Source organism: Aquabacterium sp., from assembly GCF_030652515.1.
Taxonomy (GTDB): Bacteria; Pseudomonadota; Gammaproteobacteria; order Burkholderiales; family Burkholderiaceae_C; genus Aquabacterium.
The window spans coordinates 183,024-204,354 of record NZ_JAUSAR010000188.1 but is presented as its reverse complement, the minus strand read 5'-3'; the positions used below and the strand labels follow the sequence as shown (position 1 = coordinate 204,354).

Annotated in this window: 16 protein-coding genes and 1 pseudogene; 9 read left to right on the top strand and 8 right to left on the bottom strand. The window is 55.5% G+C overall.

The window, feature by feature from the left end; all coding sequences use genetic code 11:
* Positions 1–106: 106 nt before the first annotated feature.
* Both Q7V20_RS21765 and Q7V20_RS21760 read right to left on the bottom strand, forming a co-directional pair.
* Positions 107–1,096, bottom strand: coding sequence for an HNH endonuclease (locus Q7V20_RS21765; RefSeq protein ID WP_304795862.1), 990 nt, complete (start codon positions 1,094–1,096; stop codon positions 107–109).
* Complete coding sequence (locus tag Q7V20_RS21760; protein WP_304795861.1) at positions 1,093–2,757, bottom strand: AAA family ATPase; 1,665 nt, start codon at positions 2,755–2,757, stop codon at positions 1,093–1,095. The genes Q7V20_RS21765 and Q7V20_RS21760 overlap by 4 nt, the downstream gene beginning before the upstream one ends.
* 761 nt (positions 2,758–3,518) lie before the next feature.
* Here Q7V20_RS21760 and Q7V20_RS21755 point away from each other — a divergent pair.
* Positions 3,519–4,502, top strand: a complete 984-nt coding sequence (locus Q7V20_RS21755) for a hypothetical protein (RefSeq protein ID WP_304795859.1) — start codon at positions 3,519–3,521, stop codon at positions 4,500–4,502.
* 217 nt (positions 4,503–4,719) lie between these two features.
* Here the strand turns inward: Q7V20_RS21755 and Q7V20_RS21750 are convergent, their stop codons facing one another.
* Positions 4,720–6,930, bottom strand: coding sequence for a hypothetical protein (locus Q7V20_RS21750; RefSeq protein WP_304795857.1), 2,211 nt, complete (start codon positions 6,928–6,930; stop codon positions 4,720–4,722).
* A gap of 413 nt (positions 6,931–7,343) precedes the next feature.
* Between Q7V20_RS21750 and Q7V20_RS21745 the strand changes: the two genes are divergently transcribed.
* From Q7V20_RS21745 to Q7V20_RS21730, 5 genes and pseudogenes are all read left to right on the top strand, one after another.
* A complete protein-coding gene (locus tag Q7V20_RS21745; RefSeq protein ID WP_304795854.1) occupies positions 7,344–7,988 on the top strand; it encodes a TnsA endonuclease N-terminal domain-containing protein in 645 nt (214 codons plus the stop codon).
* Positions 7,979–9,847: a Mu transposase C-terminal domain-containing protein gene (locus Q7V20_RS21740; RefSeq protein ID WP_304795852.1), complete on the top strand. Its 1,869-nt coding sequence runs from the start codon at positions 7,979–7,981 to the stop codon at positions 9,845–9,847. The genes Q7V20_RS21745 and Q7V20_RS21740 overlap by 10 nt, the downstream gene beginning before the upstream one ends.
* An 8-nt stretch (positions 9,848–9,855) precedes the next feature.
* Positions 9,856–10,752, top strand: coding sequence for a TniB family NTP-binding protein (locus Q7V20_RS21735; RefSeq protein ID WP_304795850.1), 897 nt, complete (start codon positions 9,856–9,858; stop codon positions 10,750–10,752).
* Positions 10,697–11,200: pseudogene (locus tag Q7V20_RS24420) on the top strand (TniQ family protein); the annotation flags it as partial. The gene Q7V20_RS21735 and the pseudogene Q7V20_RS24420, both read left to right, overlap by 56 nt.
* Positions 11,201–11,263: 63 nt before the next feature.
* A complete protein-coding gene (locus tag Q7V20_RS21730; protein ID WP_304795848.1) occupies positions 11,264–12,277 on the top strand; it encodes a hypothetical protein in 1,014 nt (337 codons plus the stop codon).
* A gap of 130 nt (positions 12,278–12,407) precedes the next feature.
* Here the strand turns inward: Q7V20_RS21730 and Q7V20_RS21725 are convergent, their stop codons facing one another.
* A complete protein-coding gene (locus tag Q7V20_RS21725; protein ID WP_304795846.1) occupies positions 12,408–13,955 on the bottom strand; it encodes a hypothetical protein in 1,548 nt (515 codons plus the stop codon).
* 449 nt (positions 13,956–14,404) lie between these two features.
* Here Q7V20_RS21725 and Q7V20_RS21720 point away from each other — a divergent pair.
* Both Q7V20_RS21720 and Q7V20_RS21715 read left to right on the top strand, forming a co-directional pair.
* Positions 14,405–15,672, top strand: a protein-coding gene (locus Q7V20_RS21720; protein WP_304795844.1) for an IS3 family transposase whose coding sequence is annotated in 2 segments (ribosomal slippage) — positions 14,405–14,738 and positions 14,738–15,672 — 1,269 coding nt in all. Because the reading frame shifts where the segments join, the coding sequence is not laid out codon by codon here.
* Between the two features lie 295 nt (positions 15,673–15,967).
* The gene (locus Q7V20_RS21715) at positions 15,968–16,477 is read left to right on the top strand and encodes an antitoxin Xre/MbcA/ParS toxin-binding domain-containing protein (RefSeq protein WP_304795843.1); all 510 of its coding nucleotides are present in this window, start codon (positions 15,968–15,970) and stop codon (positions 16,475–16,477) included.
* 18 nt (positions 16,478–16,495) lie between these two features.
* Here Q7V20_RS21715 and Q7V20_RS21710 read toward each other — a convergent pair whose 3' ends face one another.
* The 3 genes from Q7V20_RS21710 to Q7V20_RS21700 form a co-directional block, all read right to left on the bottom strand.
* Positions 16,496–16,885: an antitoxin Xre/MbcA/ParS toxin-binding domain-containing protein gene (locus Q7V20_RS21710; protein ID WP_304795841.1), complete on the bottom strand. Its 390-nt coding sequence runs from the start codon at positions 16,883–16,885 to the stop codon at positions 16,496–16,498.
* A gap of 143 nt (positions 16,886–17,028) precedes the next feature.
* Entirely contained in the window at positions 17,029–17,370 is a 342-nt protein-coding gene (locus tag Q7V20_RS21705; RefSeq protein WP_304795839.1) for an HAD domain-containing protein, read from the bottom strand.
* Between the two features lie 181 nt (positions 17,371–17,551).
* Positions 17,552–18,925 (bottom strand): helix-turn-helix domain-containing protein, encoded by a 1,374-nt coding sequence (locus tag Q7V20_RS21700; protein WP_304795837.1) that lies wholly within the window; start codon positions 18,923–18,925, stop codon positions 17,552–17,554.
* A 340-nt stretch (positions 18,926–19,265) separates the two neighbouring features.
* Between Q7V20_RS21700 and Q7V20_RS21695 the strand changes: the two genes are divergently transcribed.
* The gene (locus Q7V20_RS21695) at positions 19,266–19,502 is read left to right on the top strand and encodes a hypothetical protein (RefSeq protein ID WP_304795835.1); all 237 of its coding nucleotides are present in this window, start codon (positions 19,266–19,268) and stop codon (positions 19,500–19,502) included.
* Between the two features lie 403 nt (positions 19,503–19,905).
* Here Q7V20_RS21695 and Q7V20_RS21690 read toward each other — a convergent pair whose 3' ends face one another.
* Entirely contained in the window at positions 19,906–21,327 is a 1,422-nt protein-coding gene (locus Q7V20_RS21690; protein WP_304795833.1) for a hypothetical protein, read from the bottom strand.
* Between the last annotated feature and the right edge of the window lie 4 nt (positions 21,328–21,331).

The following is a 21,331-nucleotide window of genomic DNA, read 5'->3' as shown; positions in this document are numbered from 1 at the left end:
GGCCGGAGCAATTCCCAGCCCGCTCACTGCCCAGGCGTCTAGCACCTAGCCCGAAAGCACCTACGGCGGCAGTCAGAGGTACGGCCGTGAGTGGTAGTCTAATCGTTCAAATGTTCAGGGCAACGACCTGACTCTCCAGCGTCAGTTCGCCTGGTGAAGCCTGTGATCTCTCGAACAGTTCACCCAAGAGCCGAGGATCATCGGCGACAACGTGGCGGACAAGAATGTCGATCGATCCGCCCTGTCTATTGGCGCCATAAGCTGTTTTCAGCTCCGCCTGCGCAATTCGATGAGCGTCTCCGATGGTCGTGACCTCATGAGCTTGCAGTGACGCAACGAAGTAGTCCAGCGCCTTGTTGATTTCGCGCGCAGTGCGTTCGGCCAATCGGAGCTTGCTAACATGAAAGTTCACCAGTCGGTACTTTCGATAGAACGAATTGGAGGCTGCCAGGACTTTGAGGCCATTGACATCGACAAGGCGCATCATCCGGGTGCTGAAGATCTCATCGAAGTACGGGTGCAATACGCGTGATTGGCCTGCTAGGCGAGCCTTGCCAGCGAGCCGTCGACCGAACACACTGCGAGCGGGACGCTCAAGAACGGACTTGTGCAGAGTGGCGGGTGGTGGGATTACTCGCACGCGCAGGGCCTTTGAAAAGCCCGGATAGAACTCTCCTTTAGCTCGCTGGCATGGCATGCAAGCTGGCACAAGATTGGCGGTTAAGACAGACAGATGGGGAAACAGGCCTACCGAACGCGGGAGATAGTGATCCAACGTCAGGTCGCCTGGTAAACCGCAATATGGGCAGGACTGCAGAATCTTGTTCGCGCTGTCCCGCAGCCTTTGGATGTAGCCGAAGCAACTGATTCTGCGATCGTAGAGTTCGTTGAGGAGCCTGGCAGACGGAACCGTCAGTCGCTTCAGCTTACCCAGCAGGACCGGCTGTCGATAACGCAGTTCGTAGGCACGGTATTCCTGTTCAACGAACTTCCAGCAGGCGCGGAGCGTTGGTGACGCCTTGAGTCTATTGGCTCGTAGTTCACGCAGCGCGGCAAGGTCCTCTTGGAAGGCTCTCGGAAGTTTGATCTGATTCAAGGTCCGCGCCTTCCGATCGCCTTCATGCGAATGTATAGCTCTGCGTCTCTGCCTACGGAGGCCTCAACCGTTTCAACAACTCGTTGCCGTTCCTGTTCGCCTTGCGCTTGATCAAGCATGGCATCGATACGACGTTCGTAGTTCTTGCGCGTATCGGAATCTAGAAATACATGATCGGAGACCGAACCAACGTCGGCACCTAGAGTCTGCATGGATGTTCTGTAGAGTGCTGGATCTCCGTTCTTGTCGGGCTGCATGATCAAAATGGCAGTCTTGTCGACTTCCCTAACGACGAACGGCGAATGGGTGACCACCACCGCCCTGGACTCAGTCGCGATCAGGACCTTGTGCAACATCTGCATGAGGATAGAAACGAAGCGCGGGTGTAAATGGTTTTCTGGTTCGTCGATCAGAACGAATGCACCAAGCGCGGCCTCTTTGAAGAGATGGGCGCCAAAAAGCAGCACGCTTTTTTGGCCTGAGCTAATGCGGTAGAAGCCAATGTCGGTCGACCAGAAATAGGCTTCTTTCGTCAGGTCGAGAGCGCTCACAATGCTCGGATCGGAGAAATCCCTCAGGCTCGACAGCGATATGCTCGGTTGCGGATGTCCCGCGTCCTGCGCTGTCTTCACAAGCGTCGGAAGGTAGAGGTGATTGAGGTTCGCTACGTCAGTCATCACTTCATGAAGGGCCGCCAGGTTGAAACTAACGCGGTGCTGATCCAATGCTAGCGCCCGTAAGACATTGGTGAAGCCGCGCCAATTCGGGGCCGACACGCCGAGCGAAACAATGCGGGCCCCACTGCGGGCGAGTCCAGCCCACAGAGATCTTTCGTATGTGAACGACACCAGCGGGAGCCAGGTCATCGGTGCGACTTTACCTTCCCGGGAAGCGCTCAGCTCAGTTCCTCTCCGTCCGAGCGCAGCCTTCCCCAAGCCGAGAAGTAAGCGGGTCTTTCCAACCCCGTTCGGACCAATGACAACGGTCATTGGCTGCGGCGAATCAAGCACAGCGCCATACGTCAAGCGAACTTGGAGGAGCTTTTTGGGCGCTATCTCGAATGTCGCATCAATGCCTTCGGTGTCAGGTGGAAAATTCCGTTGCTTTTCCTGAAGCAGCGAATCGAGCGCGAACAGCGCGAACTGCTCCTCGTCCGTTGAGACGATTACGCTGTAGTGGGGATCGGTGCGGATCGTGCGCAACACCGTGCTTGAACTTGCGAAGGCCTGCAAGGCGGCGAGTTCGTTGGAACGCGACAGAACTCGTTTTACAAGCTGTCGGTCGCCACCAGCAGCATCGACAAGTTGGCGATAGTCACGCCTACTTCCAATGAACAAAGCTGCAAGACCGACCTGGGCGCTGAGCTCGTCGAAAGAAAAAAATGGCCTGTGATCGAGCAACGCCATCAGCTGCCCTCTTTCGGCGCCTCTGACTATGAGCTTGACGTCACTGAGGTGTCGTACCTGACCTTTGGATATCCAGTGGCATTCAACTTTTAGAAATGGCTGCTTGAAGTCCGGGTTCCGAATAGCCAACAGTAGGCAATCGTGAAACAGACTGAGCTTCTCAAGAACCTCGCGCTGGCGGTCTGAACTGCTGAAAGCTTTATACGTCAGGACGACGTCGCGTTGAAACCGCTGCTTTTCGTCACTTTCGCTCAATTTGGACGCCCCTCCTGGCGGATTTAGCTCCCGGCCGCGTCGATAGCGGCCTGGGCGTGGATCGATGAATTGATGTCCATCTTAAGATGGTCCGTCGATCGCTGTAGCATGGAACGATTTTCCTCGCTTCGTCGTGCAGTTGTGAGTTGTGAGTTGTGAGTTGTGAGTTGGGTGCTGGGTGCTGGGTGCTGGGAGCGGAACTTCGCAGTATGCTCAAGCAGCGCCACCCTGCGCCGGTCGACCCAAGGTCCGTGACAGATTTCGGAAGCGCGTGGGAACGTGCAGTTGAAGAATACGTCTATCGCAAAATAGCAACTTGTTGCAAAAGGCTTTCGTAGTCCCGAAGTCCTGCGAACGTTTTGGCTCAAGGCCTGATTTGTTGCATGCCTCTCGAAAATTCGAGAGGCTTTTCTTTGACCGCCTACCCGAAAGCTGTCACTAACGATCGACAGCTCTTGGCCGGGACTACCATTTCAGGGGCCACGCCGACAGCGGCTATTAGATGTGGCGAGGGTTGAACGGCCGGTCTTCCATGCGCTGGCCTCACCATCCCGACCCGTTGCAGACGTTCGTAGAAGGCGCCGCAATGCCGCCGTTCGAGTCAACTTTCATCCGCCCATTGGGGGGACCGAAGAACGAAGGAAACTGGCGATCAAATTCGAAGCATGGGTGAATGTGCACCGGGTTTCCTAGTACCTATAATGCTGCGCTGACAAGGAGAGAGCAGGGTGGCGAGGCTTAAGAAATCGGCAGAGAACTTCATGACGGAATTCGCCGTCAACCTTATTAGTTCTCGGTTCTTGCTGACCTCGGCCAGTCAGCTGATGTCAGACGGAGAGATGCTTCCGAACGAGCTGGAGATCTCGAAGAACTGCCACATCTACATGGTCGTTACACGGCCGGCCGTTCACTTCGATCCCTCCGATTTCTCATACGCCGACGGTGTGATCTCAGGCTCGCTCGTCTACCGCAATGACGACGGCGAGCAACGGCATCAATTTTCCAGTCCGTTCGAGCTGACGGACGGCGCAATTCGACTTGATCTGTCGCCGTACCCTTACAACGAAATCAGGACGTACGACTCGGAAGGTAGCATCGTCCGCTGGATGCCGGCGAACGCGATCAGCGTTTACCAAACTCAACTGTCCTACGAACACGCATTTCGCAAGCTCAAAGTGCTGTACGTTGGTCAGTCATACGCAGGGGGGCACAGCTCTGCGTTTGATCGCCTTCGAAAGCACGACACGCTGCAGAAAATTCTTGCTACCACCGCCTATGAATCGCCTTCAAGCGAAATCTTGGTGCTTACCGTTGAATACGTGCCGCCACGGATCATTAGCATGATGAACGGAATGGACAAGAGCTTGATCCGCGGCGAGCGAGACGAGAAGCGTTTCACCAAGGCATTGGATGCCAATTTCAGCAAGAAGCTTCAGATCTCATTGGTCGAAGCAGCGCTCATCCGGTACTTCCAGCCGAAATACAACACCGTCTACAAGAAGAAGTTCCCATCTCGCGACCTAAAGGTGCTTCAAGAGTGCTACCAGTACGACTTCTCCAGCCTCGCGGTGGAATTTGACACGTCTGAGCTACAGATGGTGACGTACTCGGATGCTGTGGCACCCAGCGATCACCATATCGCAAACTTCATGCTCACTGACGATGCTGCTCGAATGCAGTTCTTCGCGATGCGGAGCCGCCCCGGCGACGTTGACATAACGACTCCTATCGCGACCTCGAAGTAGACAGACCAAAAAATCCGGGCGTCGTCAGGGCCAAGGCTTAGCGTACCGAAAGCAGCTGCTCGACGAAGACCGCTCATGGCCGATTTGAGACCAATACGGCAGTCACATTGCGAACCAAAGTGGATCTTCGAGCGACAGTTTGTCGTCGAACCAACCGATGCAGTGTCCAGGCGCATTGACAAACGTGCTGCAGGCGTTTGGGGTACCAATTTTGCGTTCAGGCGTTGCTGATCAGACTGTCGTCGACGACCACGCAAATGCTCGCGTGGTGCAAGAGCTTCAATGCCTTGCGCACATCGTTGGGGTGCGTGAACGCAAGCCCCTCCAGCAGCAACTTGATCGAGCGCCCCAGGGCCTTGAATTCGAGCGCTGACTTTATGACGGTCATGGTATCCAGGCCATGGAAGCTAACCTTGCCACCAAACAAGCCATACAGCCTGGCTGCATCCTGGGGCCCCAGCTGAGACCTCATCCAGCGTGCCTTGGAAACGCACAGGGCGATCTCGGCATCAAGGCCGCTGCGAAGCTTTGCGGCCGCCTGTGCGGCCCTGCCATCGGCGACGGCCCGATTGCGCCGTGCACGTCGGGCTTTGACTTCCCGCGCCTGTTCCTCGGCCGCGATGCGCTGGGCAAGAACCTCCCGAACTGCTGCGGGCGTAGCCACCGACTTGCTTAAGTCTGCCGAAATTTCAGGAAACAGCAGCCGGAGCAGTGGATCCAAATTGACATCTCGGACATAAGTTGATTCTCCAGCCTTCAGCGACCGCGATATCTGGTCTACCGTGTCCCGATAGAGATCAGAACTCGCGCGAAGCTTGCCACCGTGGTAAGCCCGGAGTGCATACATGGCCAGCACTGCCTTGGGAGCGCTGCCAGACCATCCTGGCTGGGCCGCTGCACATGCCATCTCAATTGCCTGCTCGGTATGCCCAGGTAGGCTTGGCAGATCCTGGATCCGCCACAGCAGGTAGAGCAGCCCACTCTTGGATTCAACCTCAATGCGTGAGCCCCTTGCCATTCCACGTCCGGTGAGGCTCTGCCAAACGCAATTCATGTCCACTTCGATGGTGAACATTGCTGGCGGTTTGTGTCCGAGCCAAACGGCGCACAGCTCCTTCAGATAACGTTCTGCAAGCTCTTGGTCAGGAGCGTCTCGGTACCATTTGTCCAACTTGGCCTGGTTCCGTACCCGCTGCTCTTCTCGGCGCTTTTCATCATCCACCTGCTTCTGAATGGTCCGAGCTCGTGCGGACAATCGGCGATCTGCTTGGGCTATCTCTGTCGTGAGGTCAGGCGGCTTAATCCACTCCTTCCCCGCAGCGTCCGAGCAAACCATTCGCTCAATGTTGGCAACTGGAACGGCGCCAGCCTGGGAAAACAGGTCCGCCCGTATTTGGATGCACGCAATGCCTGATTGCAGGATCTTCTGCCGCTTTTCGTCGTCGACGTAGTGGGTCACCGCAGCTTCGATCAGCAGTTGGAAGGGCGGATCGTTGCTGCCCATCCTGCTGGCCCAACAAACAGCATCGGGAACCATGTCGCCCACCTTACGCTCAAACGTCACCCGGTCAATCAAGAGGGTTTGCTGGGCAAATTTGGCAGTCTCTCGCGCAACCGTACCATCAGGCATGGTCTGGGTGCGTATGACAGAAAACTCCGGCAACTTGAGAGTTTTGTGGCGCTCGATTGCACGCTTGATGACCCAGTGCAGGATCGTCTCGCTGGCCATTTTGCCCGACAAGCCCTCAAGCCATTCCCGGGGGATATCGCTCAGCAATTGATCTTCGTCACTGGCGAGCTGCCCCTGGGCACTCTCATCAAGCTGCTCGTCATCCCAATGGCGATCCCATTTCATCCACCCTGGCAAAAGCAGCTGGGCCAGGATTTGCTCTTTGCTCCAGCCGGCCACATCTGGATTGGTAACCCCAGCGAAGGACAGCACCGAACGCGAAACCCCGTCAGGGCCCAAAGAGTGAGCTGTACGAACGGTGACGGCCAATTCCCTACCGTCTGCAAGCAGCAGGATGGCTGACTGGTCGTCTACCCAACGCCGCTCGACCACCTTCTCGGTCACACCTGGCGATTCCTTCACCACCTCGATGGTCTTGCCACTGGCCAGTAGACGGGTGACTCGGTAAGACCGAGGTGGCAAGACGATCACGTCTTGCTCGATAAAGTGAGCCAGCGCAATCAGGCGAGCTACCGCTGACAAGCATTTGCGATCGGCTCCACCATGGTCGTGCTTGAAATGGGGGCGTTGGGTGCCTGCCTTTTCGAAGTGGGTGGCCGGCTTGCCAACATTGATCGCACGCAATTTGTCGCCACAAGCGAAGCAAAGGCAACCGCATGCTGCGCCGTTTTCCTTCGGGTTGAGCATGGAGATGTGAACAGCCTGCCGGCCCGCACTCACCCGCACGGCCCAGCTCATGAGCGGCTCAGGGCGCTCGCAGCGCTTGTCTTGTGCAGTTGTGGAATCGGGAGGGAGCATGCCTTGCTAAATCGAACTTTGGGAGCTCATTGCCCATAAGGAGCATAGCGAAGATTCGCCCCTTGGTCGCCAACATCGATGACTGGCTAGTGACCGCTTCTCGCCGACTGGAGCCGGACACGGAAAAAACATGAACACTTTTTCGAGTAGTAGTCTCCTGGAATAATGCAGCACTTGAATTCAAAAAAAGGACAGAAAAATCAACACGGTTTGAACAGCCCAATTCCAATAAAGACGTAGTGGCGGGCCGGCCCACACTCAATGCAAACCACTTGTTCTTGCAATGGGATGCTCGGCTCGCCGCTTGAAACCGGCAAGCACCCTGGCGTCCCTCATGGGAGAGGGAACGCGCATTGGATTTCAAGCCAGTTCGAAAGATCGGAGTTCAGACCCGCAGCATGACGGGCACGATGCCCGATGGCAATCGCTACGAGTCCGCACTAGAGCGTGACCTTATGGAGCTTCTCCGCGCCGACCGAGACTTCAAACAGTTTCACGCCCAGCCCGTCAAACTGAGCTACTTCGACGAGGAGCTCAACGCCCAGACCACCTACACACCTGACGGCCTGGTCTTCTGGAAATCAGACCGCAAACCTTGGCTGGTCGAGGTCAAGTACCGGGCCGATTGCGTTGGCATGGTTAAGCCTTTTCTCAGAAAATTCCGAGCGGCTCGAGCACACGCAAAGGAGCAAGGCTGGGAGTTCAAAGTCTTATCAGAAGATCGGATCAGAGGCCAGCGTCTCCTAAACATCAGATTTCTTCATCGGTACAAGTCGTACCAAGCCATTCCCGCAATTGACCAAGCCGTTCTTGCTGCAGTCGCAGATGGAGCGACCACTCCCACATCAATACTTGAGCACGTCGCTTCTTCAGGTCAACAGCTTGACGTCGCTATTGGGCAGATCTGGCGCATGGTTGCGCTCGAAGAGCTACAAGTAGACCACCAGCACAAGCTGACAATGAACACCCGAATTGGACTCGGCAAGTCATGCGTCTAGTCCCTGGCACGGTTGTCTGCTGGGAAGGTCAAGAATGGATCGTCGCAGACCTCCAAGGACTTGAATCAGCCGAGCTGGAAGCGATCGCCAACTCCTCCAGAGCAGTCGCTCCGGTCACCGAACTGCAGCCCCGCAGAACATATCGCATCGAAAGAAACCTCCAGGAGATCCACGAACTCGAGTGGCGTGATGCACTCCAAATTCTTGATGCCTTGCGGCCGGTGCTGTCCGCTCAAAGACATGAGAAGAAACAAGCCATCGAAGCAGCCGCCGCGCGACTTCAAAAGTCAACAGTCGCTATCTACAAGTACCTACAGAAGTGGACGCAGCATCGCAGGGCGTCAGCTTTCCTTCGAAAGCAACGATCCGACAAAGGCACTCGAAAGCTTGCTGAAGAAACAATAGATGCAATTGAACAAGTCATATCTGACTTCTACACAAAACCAGAGCGCCCCTCGATTACAGAGACCTGGTATGAAATCAGGAGCAAATGCCTTAAAACAGAGACGATCGCTCCAAGTCTGTCGACGGTTGTTCGAATGATCAAACAACAAGACCCAAGGCGAATCATGACCGGGCGCTTTGGACCGAAGGCAGCAAAAGAAAAGTATGAGCCTCTCAGAGGATCTTTTCCTGACGCGAGCTTTCCATTGGCCGTTGTCCAGATCGACCATACGCCGATAGACATCATTCTCGTTGATGAAAGAGATAGAAAACCCATCGGCCGCGGGTACCTGACATCGGTGATCGATGTGTGCACTCGCGTAGTCGTAGGGTTCTGTGTGAGTCTTGACGCGCCCGGCTCACTTGCTGCCGCACTGGCAGTAGCCCATGCAGTCCTACCCAAAGACAAATGGCTCGACGAACGCGGACTCGAAGCCCCGTGGCCTGTATGGGGCATTCCGAGAAAGATCCATACGGACAACGGTAAAGACTTTCGTGGAATTGCGTTAACGAGAGGCTGCGCAGAACACGACATCATCTTGGAACATAGACCGAAGGGGCAACCGCAATACGGTGGTCACGTCGAAAGTTCTATGCGTACGTTCATGAAAGCCACGCAACGGCTAAAGGGCACCACCTTCTCCAATGTCATACAGAAGTTGGACTACGACTCTGAAGGCAAAGCAGTGATGACCATGGCCGAGTATGAGCGTTGGCTAACCATATTTATCACTTACCGCTACCACCACAAGAAGCATCGCAGCACCGGCTACCCGCCCATCAAACTGTATGAAAAACACCTCGCGGGAGACAACGAGTATCCGGGCATCGGGCTCCCTCCACTGATCGCAAATCCGCGCCGGCTAATGCTCGACTTCTTTCCGCACTTTCAGCCGACTGTGCAGGTCTCAGGAATTGTCCGAGACCACATCCACTATTGGGACGACCAACTAAGGCGCCGCGTGGTCGAACGTGATCCGAAAGATCCGACAAAAAGCCGAAAATTCACCGTTGCATTTGATCCGCGAGACCTTAGTCGGATTTACTTCTTTGATCCAGATCTGAACGACTACATCGAGATCCCATACAGTGATCGTAGTCGGCCACCCATCAGTGACTGGGAACTTCGGGCGGTCACGAACGAGATCAACAAAGACCCCCAGCGCAAGCCGAACGAAGACATGATCTTCGAAGGCATTAGGTTAATGCGAGAACAAGAAGAGTCCGCAGAAAAAGAAACAAAGAAAGCGCGTCGCGAACGATCCAAGCGCACCACGCGGAACAACAGCAGTTTTAAGCCATCGAACGTGGCATCCGAATCCCTCCTTCCAATTGCACCTGCCGCTCCCATCCCATCTTCGGCCCACTCTTCAGATGAAGATGATGAAGATCCCCAGTGGCTTGAGATCATCTAGGAACTACTTTGAGCACCACCCGAGAACGGAACCTTACGGCCGAAGCATTGGCGGTCATGGAAGGGTCGGACGCAGATCGCATCAACTACATTCGTCAAGATAAGTTCATCCTCTACAAGGCCGCTTCCGAAATTCTGGCGGACCTAAAGGACCTGTTGACGCATCCGCCCAGACATCGAATGCCTTGTCGGCTGATCATTGCGGAAACGAACAACGGCAAAACAAATTTGATCCGAAAATTCATTGAGTTGCATCCGGGCGACCCCAATGTTGACGGCGAATGCATCAAGCTGCCGATCATTCATGTTGAACTTGTCGAGCCTGACGACAAACATCTCTACCAGCAAATTCTAAAGGCCGTGTTTGCAGACTTCCCGCCAAAAGGAAACGCTTCCGAGCGGCGAGAGCAGGCACTTACGATATTGAAAAAGATTAAGCCAAAGCTACTGATCATTGACGAAGCCAACAACATCATCAGTGGCTCCGTGAACAAGCAACGCGCTTGCCTCAACGCGATCAAGCACATCTCAAACGAAGCGGGAATCTCGGTGGTTGCAACTGGCACCGAGGCGGCGGTACATGGGTTCCGAACTGACTCTCAGATTGAAAATCGCTTCGAAAACCGCTACCTTCCAAAGTGGAACGATGGCCGAGATCTCATTAGCTTTTTGTCAACCTATGAAGGCAACCTTCCTCTTAAGGAAAAGTCCCGCATTTGGCAGGACAGCATGCGCAGCATCATCCTGCTGAGATCCGAGGGAACGATTGGGGAGATCGCCAAGTTCCTAGAAGCCGCAGCTATCTATGCCATCAGAAACAAGATTGAGCAGATAACACCTGAAGTGCTGAATGCATGCGGATACGTGTCACCGAAGGCGAGGCGTATGGGCACGCAGCTTAGGTAACGTGAGGATCCTCGATAGCGCCGTGCGGTGGCCGGTGCACCCACAACCTCTTCCCGATGAACTGCTATCCAGCTGGATGGTGCGTACGGCCCATGCCCATGGATTCAAGACAGAAAGCTTTTACGCCCACTGGCTAGGTCGAGATGTCCCGCTCTGGAACAGAGACATTGATCGCCACTGCTCAGATGAGTTGATCGCTCAAATCGCAAAGATGAGCGGGATCCCGCTTGCCAAGATTGCCCCCCTATCTCTGCAGTCGATAGACGGCCAGACCTATGAAAACTGCACTCAGGGTGCATTCTGTCCTTGGCTCTTGCCACTGGGCATTCGGCATCGGCTCCGCCTCAAGGGCGGCATGCAGTTCTGCCCACAGTGCCTCGCCGAGGACGATCAGCCCTATTTGCGCAAGACCTGGCGCCTAGCCTGGGCGACTACATGCACCAAGCATGGCTGCGTTCTATTGGACCGCTGCCCTCAATGCCACACGTTCCTTCAAGCCCACAGGGTGGACATGAAAAACAAAGGCTTCTTGGAGAAGGGATTGTCCAACGCCAAATGCTGCGAATGTGCGCTTGACCTGCGAATGACCAGCTCATCGTTGAAAGCGAACGATGCCGTGATGGATCTGCAGCGCATGTTCGAGCGCGCGCATCACCAAGGCCACGTGAGCTTTGCTGGAGTTGAGGACATGCATTCACTGGCATTCTTCGCAGGAATTCGCGTCATAGCCGCCGGGCTTCTGAAGACAATCGAGACAAAAGCCGTCCTTGGCGCAGGGATTGGCATTGAGCAACTGGATCTGCAAGATCGCTATGTACTCATGGAAAATCTTGCGCCACTACTTCAGGCCTGGCCAAGCAACTTCATGCGTCTAGTCGATTCAGTGAAGAACCCGTACAGCCACTTCACCAAAGACGCGAATGTCATTCCGCATTGGCTTGCCACAGAACTGACCGTTATCCGAAGAGACAAAGTCCTGCTGCCACCCGAAGAGGTCAGGTTCATCCAGAACATGGTCGAGGCTGAGACTGGGAGCTATACCGCGAAGAAGGCGTTGAAAATCTATGGACGAGATGTAGGCTCCAAGACAGCCAGGCCGATCGTGGACAACGATGACGTTGAGGCGTTGATTGCATGGCTTGACCAATCCATCTCAGTATCAAGCGATGAACAGCGTCGAGACCTATTGCGCGACAAGGTCCTGTTTCTAACCGCCCGGATAGGCAAGCTTTCAGCAGCAGCCACCGCCTCGCTCACACTTGATCTCCACAAGTATTCCATCGATGCCGAAGACGACGCCCCCTGGGAAACGCCAGGCAGCCGGGAGGCACTTCAACGCTGGATGCCTTGGTACACGCACCAGGTGCGCAGCGCATACCGCGCAGCAGACAGCGAATGGCTGTTCTTGTGTAGAGCTGCCGAAGGAAAAATGTCCGACAGTTTGATCTCGGCACGCTTCACGTCAGCCTTGCGCTCAGCAGGCCTAGAACGCCGCATCCATGGATTTGGTCACTGGACATCGTGATTGCCGGTATGAGGATGAAGTCATGAAAACCGCTCAACTAGCCCGCTGAACCTTCAATGCGCCCAGCACGTTAGGCAGCCCTGACTAACAGAGGTACGAGCGCACATTCAACTGTCAACCGCCAGTACCATCAAGCGCCGACGCTATTGCTTCTAAACCTACCCATCCTGGCCGCAATAGATTTCTCCTGGATGAAGCATTTGTCGATCAAGGTTTCAAGTAGCCAGGCCCGAAGTTCAGGCTCCATCACTTTCAGAAGTTCCGAGGTGTCAGTTTGTCCCGATGGATCAAACTGGGAATCGAGCAGATGCAATTGCGGTCGCCAGCATCTGAGTTTCAGAAGGTACAACAACCAACGTTGTTGTCCGTGCGCAAGCCTGAAGGCGACCATGCATGTCGCTGCTATGCCTGGGGCTTCTTGAACGGCAACTTGTTGTTCGGCTCCGTTTAGCAGCTCCCAGTCGTCATCATCGGCGCTCCGCGCAAATGCTTCGATCTCAGCATCGGGCAAGTCAGATGCGGCATCTTCCACTGCTGCAATCAGATCGCTGACTGAAAGGATGCATGTCCCTGACTCGTCTTCAACTGACACTTGGCGTACGCGCCTACTAGAGCGAGTACCGCCAACTGCAACATCATCGATGGGCATGCTTTTGCTTGCACCGCCTTGCTGAGAATCCGTGTGCACAGTTGACCGTTGGAGCCAAACGCTCTTATTTTTAAGGTCCGGAAAATCTCGACTCATCCTATGTCGGTACGTCTGAGGACTTAGCCCAGTCGATGGGTCAACGTCACGTAGAACCGGGTTCTTTGCAGACTTGGATGCACCTCCCCTGGCAGCGACTACAGGTTGCGGATCCCGAAGTGGTTTCTTCCATCCGCTCTTCGACTCGCTGCCACTCAACTTGTACTTGACCGCTTGGAACCCGAAGGGATGGGAGCAACTCCACAGTTGATAGACAACGAAGGTTTGTCGAGCTGCATCGCCGTGTGACAACCAACGCCCCGTTGCCCTCAGATTGGTCTTTCCTTTGAAGGGAAATTCTGTCTTTGGATAGATTGGTGCATGCACTGCGGAATCGACAAGACATGATCTTCTGATCAATGCTGCAGCATTCTCGGCATACCAACTGGAAGCAATTCTTCCAATGTCTGAGGCACTCGAGCCAGGCACCCCATCGACGAGGTCGAAGCAGAGATACCTTCCCTCGTGACGAACATTCGTATACAGCGGCTTCTCACGAATGTCTTGAGAAAACAGCTTTCCCAGCAATCCGCTGGAGGATCCAAAGTAGAACCGAATGAGTTCCATGCAAGGAATCACAATGCGGCGGTCGCTGTCGATCTCCACCAACACACAGTTCGACTTGGTGTCTCTCATGTGCCCAGGATGCTCCTTCACGGGCAACAGGAAATTACCGGTGTTGTCGAGCTTGGCACCTGCCTTGATGAGCCTGGCATTCGAGACGTCCAGGTCACCGAATATCACGTCTTCATAAGATGGACGAGCGACTCTCTTTCCACCTTGCCACAAGTCTCCAATCCCGATCAACTTTGCCGTCCCAATGGACACCGTACAACTGAATTGACGGCCCCTGCTTGATTCGATATCCAGCAGCAATGACTCGTCGAACATGCATTGCTCATCGACAACCTCGGACATGTGCACTTCAACCATTGGCTGGGTGCTCCTTTTGGTTCGATCTCCATAGGACACTTCCCCGAACCAGTCGACCCGCCATAGTGCAGGTCCACGAGGAAACGCCCCAATGGTCAGAGGCCTCGGGTCTTGCAGACTCCAGTCGCTGTTGGCCAAGCTAGTCCTCCCTATGTTCCTTATGAGCGTCTGAGCACTCACGATTCATTTAGGAGAATTCTTGTCGTCAGCTAGGTCAACTTGCGCTCAAAAAGGATGTTGTTCGGGCCACAACTTAGGGCCTCAGATTTCATGTTTCCATGACGCATGAAAGTGCACTCTCTCATGTCATTTGTGCTTCACGCCTGCCAGATCAGATGGCTATTGGCAACAACGCAGGAGCACTTGGTGGATCCTAATGGTGAAACGGCCCCCTGATTCGCCGGACACGGACTATCGCTTATCTTACGGATAGGAATAGGACTGTGAGTATGACTAGGCGTACAGAGACCATAGAGGTCATCACTACCGATCAGCGCCGCAGGCGTTGGTCCATCGAAGAGAAGTCGGCCCTGGTGCGTCGCACCTACGAGCCGGGCATGTCTGTCTCGCTTGTGGCACGCGAGGCCGGTGTGTCGGCAGGGCTGCTTTTCCAGTGGCGCAAGCTGGAACGCCAGGGCGCGTTGGTGGCGGTGTCAGCCGGCGAGTCCGTGGTGCCAGCCTCGGAACTTGCAGCCGCGCGGGCCGAGATTGCCAAGCTGCAACGTGTGCTGGGCAAGAAGACCTTGGAGAACGAGATCCTCAAGGAGGCAGTGGAGTACGCAGCCGAAAAAAAGTGGATTGCGCGCTCGCCCTTGTTGCCAAAGGACGAACAGTGAAAGCTGTTTGCCTGGCCCTGGGGTTGGCGCGCTCGCATGTCCATGACATGCTTGCCCGGTCTGATGACTGGATCGATGGTCGAACGCAGCGCACACCGGCCATCGATGGCCAGCTGGTGGACGAGATCCGCCAGCACATCGCTGAGTTGCCCAGCTATGGCTACCGACGCGCCTGCGCATTGATCAATCGTGCGCGCCGCGCCAGCAGCCGGGCAGTGGTCAATCCGAAGAGGGCGTACAGGGTCATGAAGCAACATGGACTTTTGCTACCAAGGGCGCCCCGCAGAAGGGCTTCAAGCCGGCCTCACGAGGGCAAGGTGTCCGTGGCCAGCAGTGACCTGCGTTGGTGCTCTGATGGCTTCGAGATCAAGTGCGATTCCGGCGAGACGGTCACGGCCACCTTCACCAAGGACTGCTGCGACAGAGAAGTCATGGCTTGGCGAGCGTGGCCCGGCAAAGGTCTGCCTGGCGAGCCAGTACGAGAGATGCTCATCGAGGCGGTGGAGAAGCGCTTCGGCTGCGTCGAAGCCATCCCTGCCACCCGCCAGCTTGAGTTCCTCACGGACAACGGCGGCGCCTACATTGCCATCGAAACCAGACGCATCGCCAGAGACTTGGGGCTCAAGCCTGTCAATACGCCGGTGTGCAGCCCGCAGAGCAATGGCATCGCCGAAAGCTTCGTCAACACGTTCAAGCGGGATTACGTCAGCCGCATGGACCTGCGAGATGCCAGGACGGTCATGTCGCAGCTGCCGTCAGCGTTCGAGCACTTCAACGAGGTTCATCCACACTCAAGTTTGAAAATGAAGTCGCCTCGGGAGTTCAGGCAATATCAACGGCGCGAAACCCAACCCGATGGGACCGCGCTACATTGCGCATAGACCGTGTCCGGGGATACGGGGGCAAGATCAATGGAGCCGCCTCCTGATTCGCAAAGCGCGAACGATTGCTTATCTTGCGGATAGGAATAGGGATGTGAGTATGACTAGGCGTACGGAGTCCACTGAGGTCTTCGCGACCGATTGGTGCTCTTGGGTTAGCCCGTTAAAGAGGTCGGGCCCAGTCAGGCGTCAAGGTCACGGCCTCTGCAATTTCCCTTCTCCCAAGCATTTATCGTAATATTGTGGCCACCTGGCGCATACGCCCGTTCGCCAGTATCTGAATGGGAGAGATTGCGTGTCAGCTTCCGCCAGTCGCAAAAAAAATGCGCCCAAAGCAGCGGCAAGGCGCTTACCTGTCTCTTCACCTCAATCGCCATCCAAGGTATTGAGTGACCTTCTTCCAATGGAGGGATTGGCTGCCCATGCAGCGGTTATCGCAGGACTTCCGCTGGCAACATTAAATGAGTTCTTGAAGTCGTTCAGGCGGATTGCCAGCAAAGATGTGCTTGCTGCCATCGGCATGAGCGAGCGCACAGCACAGCGGGCATTCGCTCGCGACCTCGAGCCGGGTGGACAGTCCGCAACGACGGTCGACAGCAGCGTGTCGAACCGCATTCTGCAGCTCAACAAGATCCGCCAGTTAGCCACCACAGTGCTGGGAGGTCAGGATGCCGCCGAGGAGTGGCTGCTGCAGCCGGCCATGGCGCTAGATCAAAGTCGCCCCATTGACCTGCTCAAGAGCACTGAAGGGATCAACATGGCGACGGACCTGCTAACCCGCATGGAGTACGGCGTCTATTCTTGAGCTCCCAGTTGGGCTCATTCAAACTGCACCACCGTACTTCGCGGACATCAGTACATTCTTGACGGCCTGAGCACCGTAAGAAGTCTTTGCTGCATCAAGTGGCCGTTCGTTTTCCAGCAATGGATGCGGCGTTCTCAGCCATGTGGCGGTCCCCGCTGGCGTATCGAAAACGTCCGCCGCCATGTCGTGGATTTCGAGCAGGCGCAACAGCGAATCTGCTGCATGTGGCGGCAGGTTCTTCCCCTCTGATGAAAGCCTCGTTGCGGTGCCCCGATCCAGGCCCATGAGATCTGCTAGGGCGCCTCTGCTAAGCCCGAGATACTGGCTCACGAGCGCGATGACATGGCTTGATACACCACGCTTAATAACATGGTGCCCCTTGATGGGGACCACTGTGAAGTCGCGCAAGCCTAGGTACGCAAGAGGACTCGTTGTGGTTGCAGTTACTAGTGTTCTAGGCATTTCGCTCAATCCAAATTAAGGCCTGCGCTCTTTTCCAGATGTCGAACGCTGTCCTAATAACGCCATTGCAGCATGGCTGCAGGTCAACGCTACATCCTCAACGCAGCCGCAATCAACTCAACGTGCTCCGGCTGCAGTCCCCGCCATCCTTTGCAGATCACAACCCTGCCCGCAAATCCGTGATCGTTAACCTCGGCGGCTAACTGAATTGCAGGACCACTGTGGGTGTCGTCCACAACAGCAAACGGCGTATTAGATTCCTCATTGCGAAGTAGCCACTCCGAGATCTCATCAGCACGGGTACCGTCCTTAAGTGACACAGTTCTCCCGTCTTGCTCCAAGGCCTCGGCGACGAAACTGAGGTCGCAGTGCTCGAACACCTTGATGATTTCATCTCGCTCATAGAAGTCTCTCCAAGAGATGGAGATCACGTCCCGAACCCTGCCGTCAATCTGGTCGTGCGCGGCCTATAAAACAGCAACGCAGGCAGGATCAAACAGGATACCGGCGATTTTTCCGATTTAAGATTCAAACACTGACCGGCGATGACTCGCTCCATATATGCAGCGCTACCTTCAAGGTACGTGGGCAGCTTGCGGGCAGTAGGGAACGCTACATGGCTCGGCTAAACAAAGCCGAATCAGCGTTGAAATCGAGAATGTTGCGCCACTCGTCCGGTGGAACCTTTCGATTGCTAGCCCCCTTGCGTCCATAGAGGTAGCTGTCTTGGCGAATGCTCAGAGGCTTAGCAGGTGCGGGAGCAACCTCAATCACAACTATCCAGGCGCCGTCGATTTGAACATTTTTGACTTGCAACGCCACTTCGCCCGAAATGTGGTCTTTGATGCTGGCCTTGAGTTCACCCGCGTATCGCTCAAGGCTCTCATCATTTACGGCGCCCTTGGCCCATTCCGCGAGCCGGGGAGCAACACCTGTCACGGCGCAATCGTCGTCAACACCGAGATAAATCGAGCCGCCAGAGGTGTTCGCAAACGCGACAACGGTGGTAATTACTTCGTGTAGCTTGGTTCTTTGACTGTTAGATGTAAGTGGCTGCCGAGGATCGACGAAGGGCTTGAATTCGACGTGCTGTCCTTCCCCATCGCGGATCGCACGGCTCACCAGTTCTACCCATGAACGCTTGTTTGAGCCAAGTACGCTGACTTCGTTTCTGAGCCGCGAATATTTGTCTTCTCGATGAAAATCGTAGATGGTGCCGAGGCCATCAATAAGGCAATATTCAAGTCGATCAGCATTCGCAGGAATGGCCACTCGGACATTTTTCCCGCGTACAACTGATTCAATCTGTTTAATGGATTGTCCCTCCCAGTACGCACCTTTGATCATCAGAGGCAAGCTGGAAACTGCGCTGCCCGAAACCGTGATTTCAAGATCGTCCTCGTCGCTGTACTCTGAAGCGGAAATGAAGGCCCGATCTTCTGGCAACAGAAAAATAACATGATTGTTTCTGCCATCGCTGTGGCCGTGATACTTGGAAAAAGGAAGCCAGTCTCGCGCTGCTTCTTCGGTATCTGGGTAGTACGGCTGGTTCGGAGCAACGAGGGTTCTGAATTGTTGAGGTGCGATCTGTCTCCCCCAATTCATAGACACCACTTGGCCTGCGTAAGGCATGTAGTCGTTCTGGACAGGAACAGATTCCACAGACCAGTACGCAGTAGGATCGCACCTTAGCGCTATATCGTCGAAGTCGGCGCGGCCAACATGGAGGTTGGCGGCAAACTCCAAGCATTGAGCTCCCGTCAGCCAGTCCTCATACAAGACAACTTCGCTATATCGATGCGAGGGGACTGGCTCAGGTAATTTTCCTACAGAACGAAATCCTTCGATAGTGCAGCACAGGAGTGTCCAAAGACCATTGCTGGAGACCAAGACAGCGCGTCGGCGGAAAGTTTGTTGTTCAGTCCGGCTCTGGAAGTATTGTGTAAGTTTGCTTGGAAGCTCATCGTTGTAATGTTCTAGGTCCATTTTTAGTTCCTTGTCTCCGTTCAAACGCAGCAGTAGTCCCAACTTTGGAATTGTCGCTGCTCCCTCAATGCACCCATGAAGGCATTGAGCGATCCACGTTTAGGCAGTGGGTCTGTTGGCATCAGGTTCGAGGCAGCAAGGCTTCGTCAAGAACACTCTTATGAATCGATCTTGCCACCTGATATCGACGCACAAGCACTCGCTGCCCGCCGAAGGCGTGCGCGAGCTGCGCTTACGCGCCGCTTCCTGGGCCCGTTGCGGACATCGTTGGCATTTCTCTCATGGGTGAAGCGACGCTGCGCAAGCGTCCATATCCACCTGTCGCGCCGAAGAAGCGGGCGTGATCAACATGGTGTTGCCGCCCCGGTCGATTTACCGCGTGAGCGAGCCGGCCCGTAGGGCTTGTCAGCACAGCGTGGCAGCCACTCCTGCCCTTAGATACTCGATCACGTTCGGACCGTTCGACAAATATTTTGCCAATGCGCCGATCCTGATTTGGGATACGCCTCATCGAGGAGGGCTGAGGCTTCAGCTCGAACGCACCTATGAACAGCCCCGCTGCGCGATGCTCGCCTGAGCTATACCTTGGTACATTCAGCCTTCCGGGGGGATGGGCTCAAACAGATTTTGGTCAACCGACCCAGTATTTTTTCAGCTGCGCAACGTCTGTTTCAGGCTGATCTCAGTCGCTCGTGGCTTTCAGTCTCAACGCCTGCTATTGCGGCGGCCGGCAGTTGACGAACGGCCAGCTTGAATGAGCGCAACGCCGCATAGAACCGTCACTGGAGCGATGCACATACTGTGCCTTCAACAAACGAAGATCATGGGGCGTCATACATATCCGCTCTATCTGCAAATCGAGCGCCCGCTTCAAAGCGAGACCGTGTGACAGCACAGTGGTGGGAGCTTTCGACTCGCCAACCGGGCCCGCCTCTATCGATACATAGCGCACCCCGATAAGGCCACTGCGCACGATATTCTCAAGCCGACCCGCCGCAAGGCAGCGGTGGATTGACAGTGCCTGGCCAGCAGACAGGCGCGAACGTGCAACCGCGGCAGCAAAGTCGCTCATCGATCATCGGGACCTGGCAACGCGACATGCGCCGATCCAGCACGTCGCGATGCGCACAGTGATGAAGCTTATCGTCAGCAAACAGTACCTTGGGTGTAATGATCGGCCTCATGATGGCTGATTCGCCTGCCGCGCGATGTGCGGCTTTGCAGGTCCCCCAGCTGTGGAAGTCGCAGGCCAAGTCTGGACGCGCCCTCACAAAGTGGGTGTCCTGGCCGGTGACGACGATCCAGTTGTCCTTGTGGCTCGGCATGTCCTTCACGAGCGATGTGACGACTTCAGCTCCATGCAACGGCTGCCTTGGGAATCCGCGGAAATCGACGGTTGAAGACGGATGAAGTTCGACGCCGAGCTGCTCTGAAGTCCTTCTCAGAAGGGCAGCAGCGGCCTCGCCAATCGATGCCACATGAACGTCCAGGAACAAGTCCTCCCCGTCTTCATGCCTGCCGTACTCCATGTACACGGCATCTGTCTCCTCCAACACCGTCAACCGCATGCCGTCGAGGTCTTGAAGCACGAGTGCTGGATGGATTGCAATCCGCGGCTTCTTTCCAAAGAGGGATGTGCCTGCCGTCTCATAGCTCACCAGCACCGCATGGAAGCACTTGTCGAGCGTTTTGCTGGTCAAGAAGTTCGAGATCTCCGTCGGACGGACACTGGCTGGCGTCTCCTCGATCAACGAGTCCTTCGAAAGTAATTCATAGAGCAGGGGGGCGTCGCTCTCGAAGTTCCTCTTCTCGAAGTGCTTGATGGAGGTGCTCCGCGCGGGACCTTCCACAAACGCGGCCACCGGATCGATGAAGACGACGATCCATTCTCCGCTGCAAATGACAGCCCTGGGCAACCGATGCCGGTGGAGCTTGTACAACCTACTGACGTAGTTGCCGACCTGGACGATGTAGTCCGGCCACTCGCCTGCAAGCGGCGATTTCGAGGCCTCACCGCCCCCGCGCCAATGATCGATGGCGTTCGCCAGAACGCCCTCAACGCGAAAGGCCTCATTTTTTCGAGGCTGCAGGAAGGGCTTCTCCCATGCCTTGGCTTCGATCAGCAGCGCGGGAACGTTGGTATCGCACGCCTTGCCCAGGTAGTCCATGCGCGTTGTCGTCTTGTCCTTCAGGCGCGCCTCTTCTACCATATCCCCGCCCAGACCCAGCGTCCACCCCAGCAGCTCGATGAGCTCGTCTAGGAAATACACGCGCGTCGCATGCTCGTGCGGGTTGCCGACAGGACCACCGTCGTACGGCGCTGCAGCGATTGGACCTTCCGCAGCCTCCAGACGAGCAAAGAGTTCGGCAAATTTTTCGGGGAAGTCTGCCTTGCGCGCCATGCGA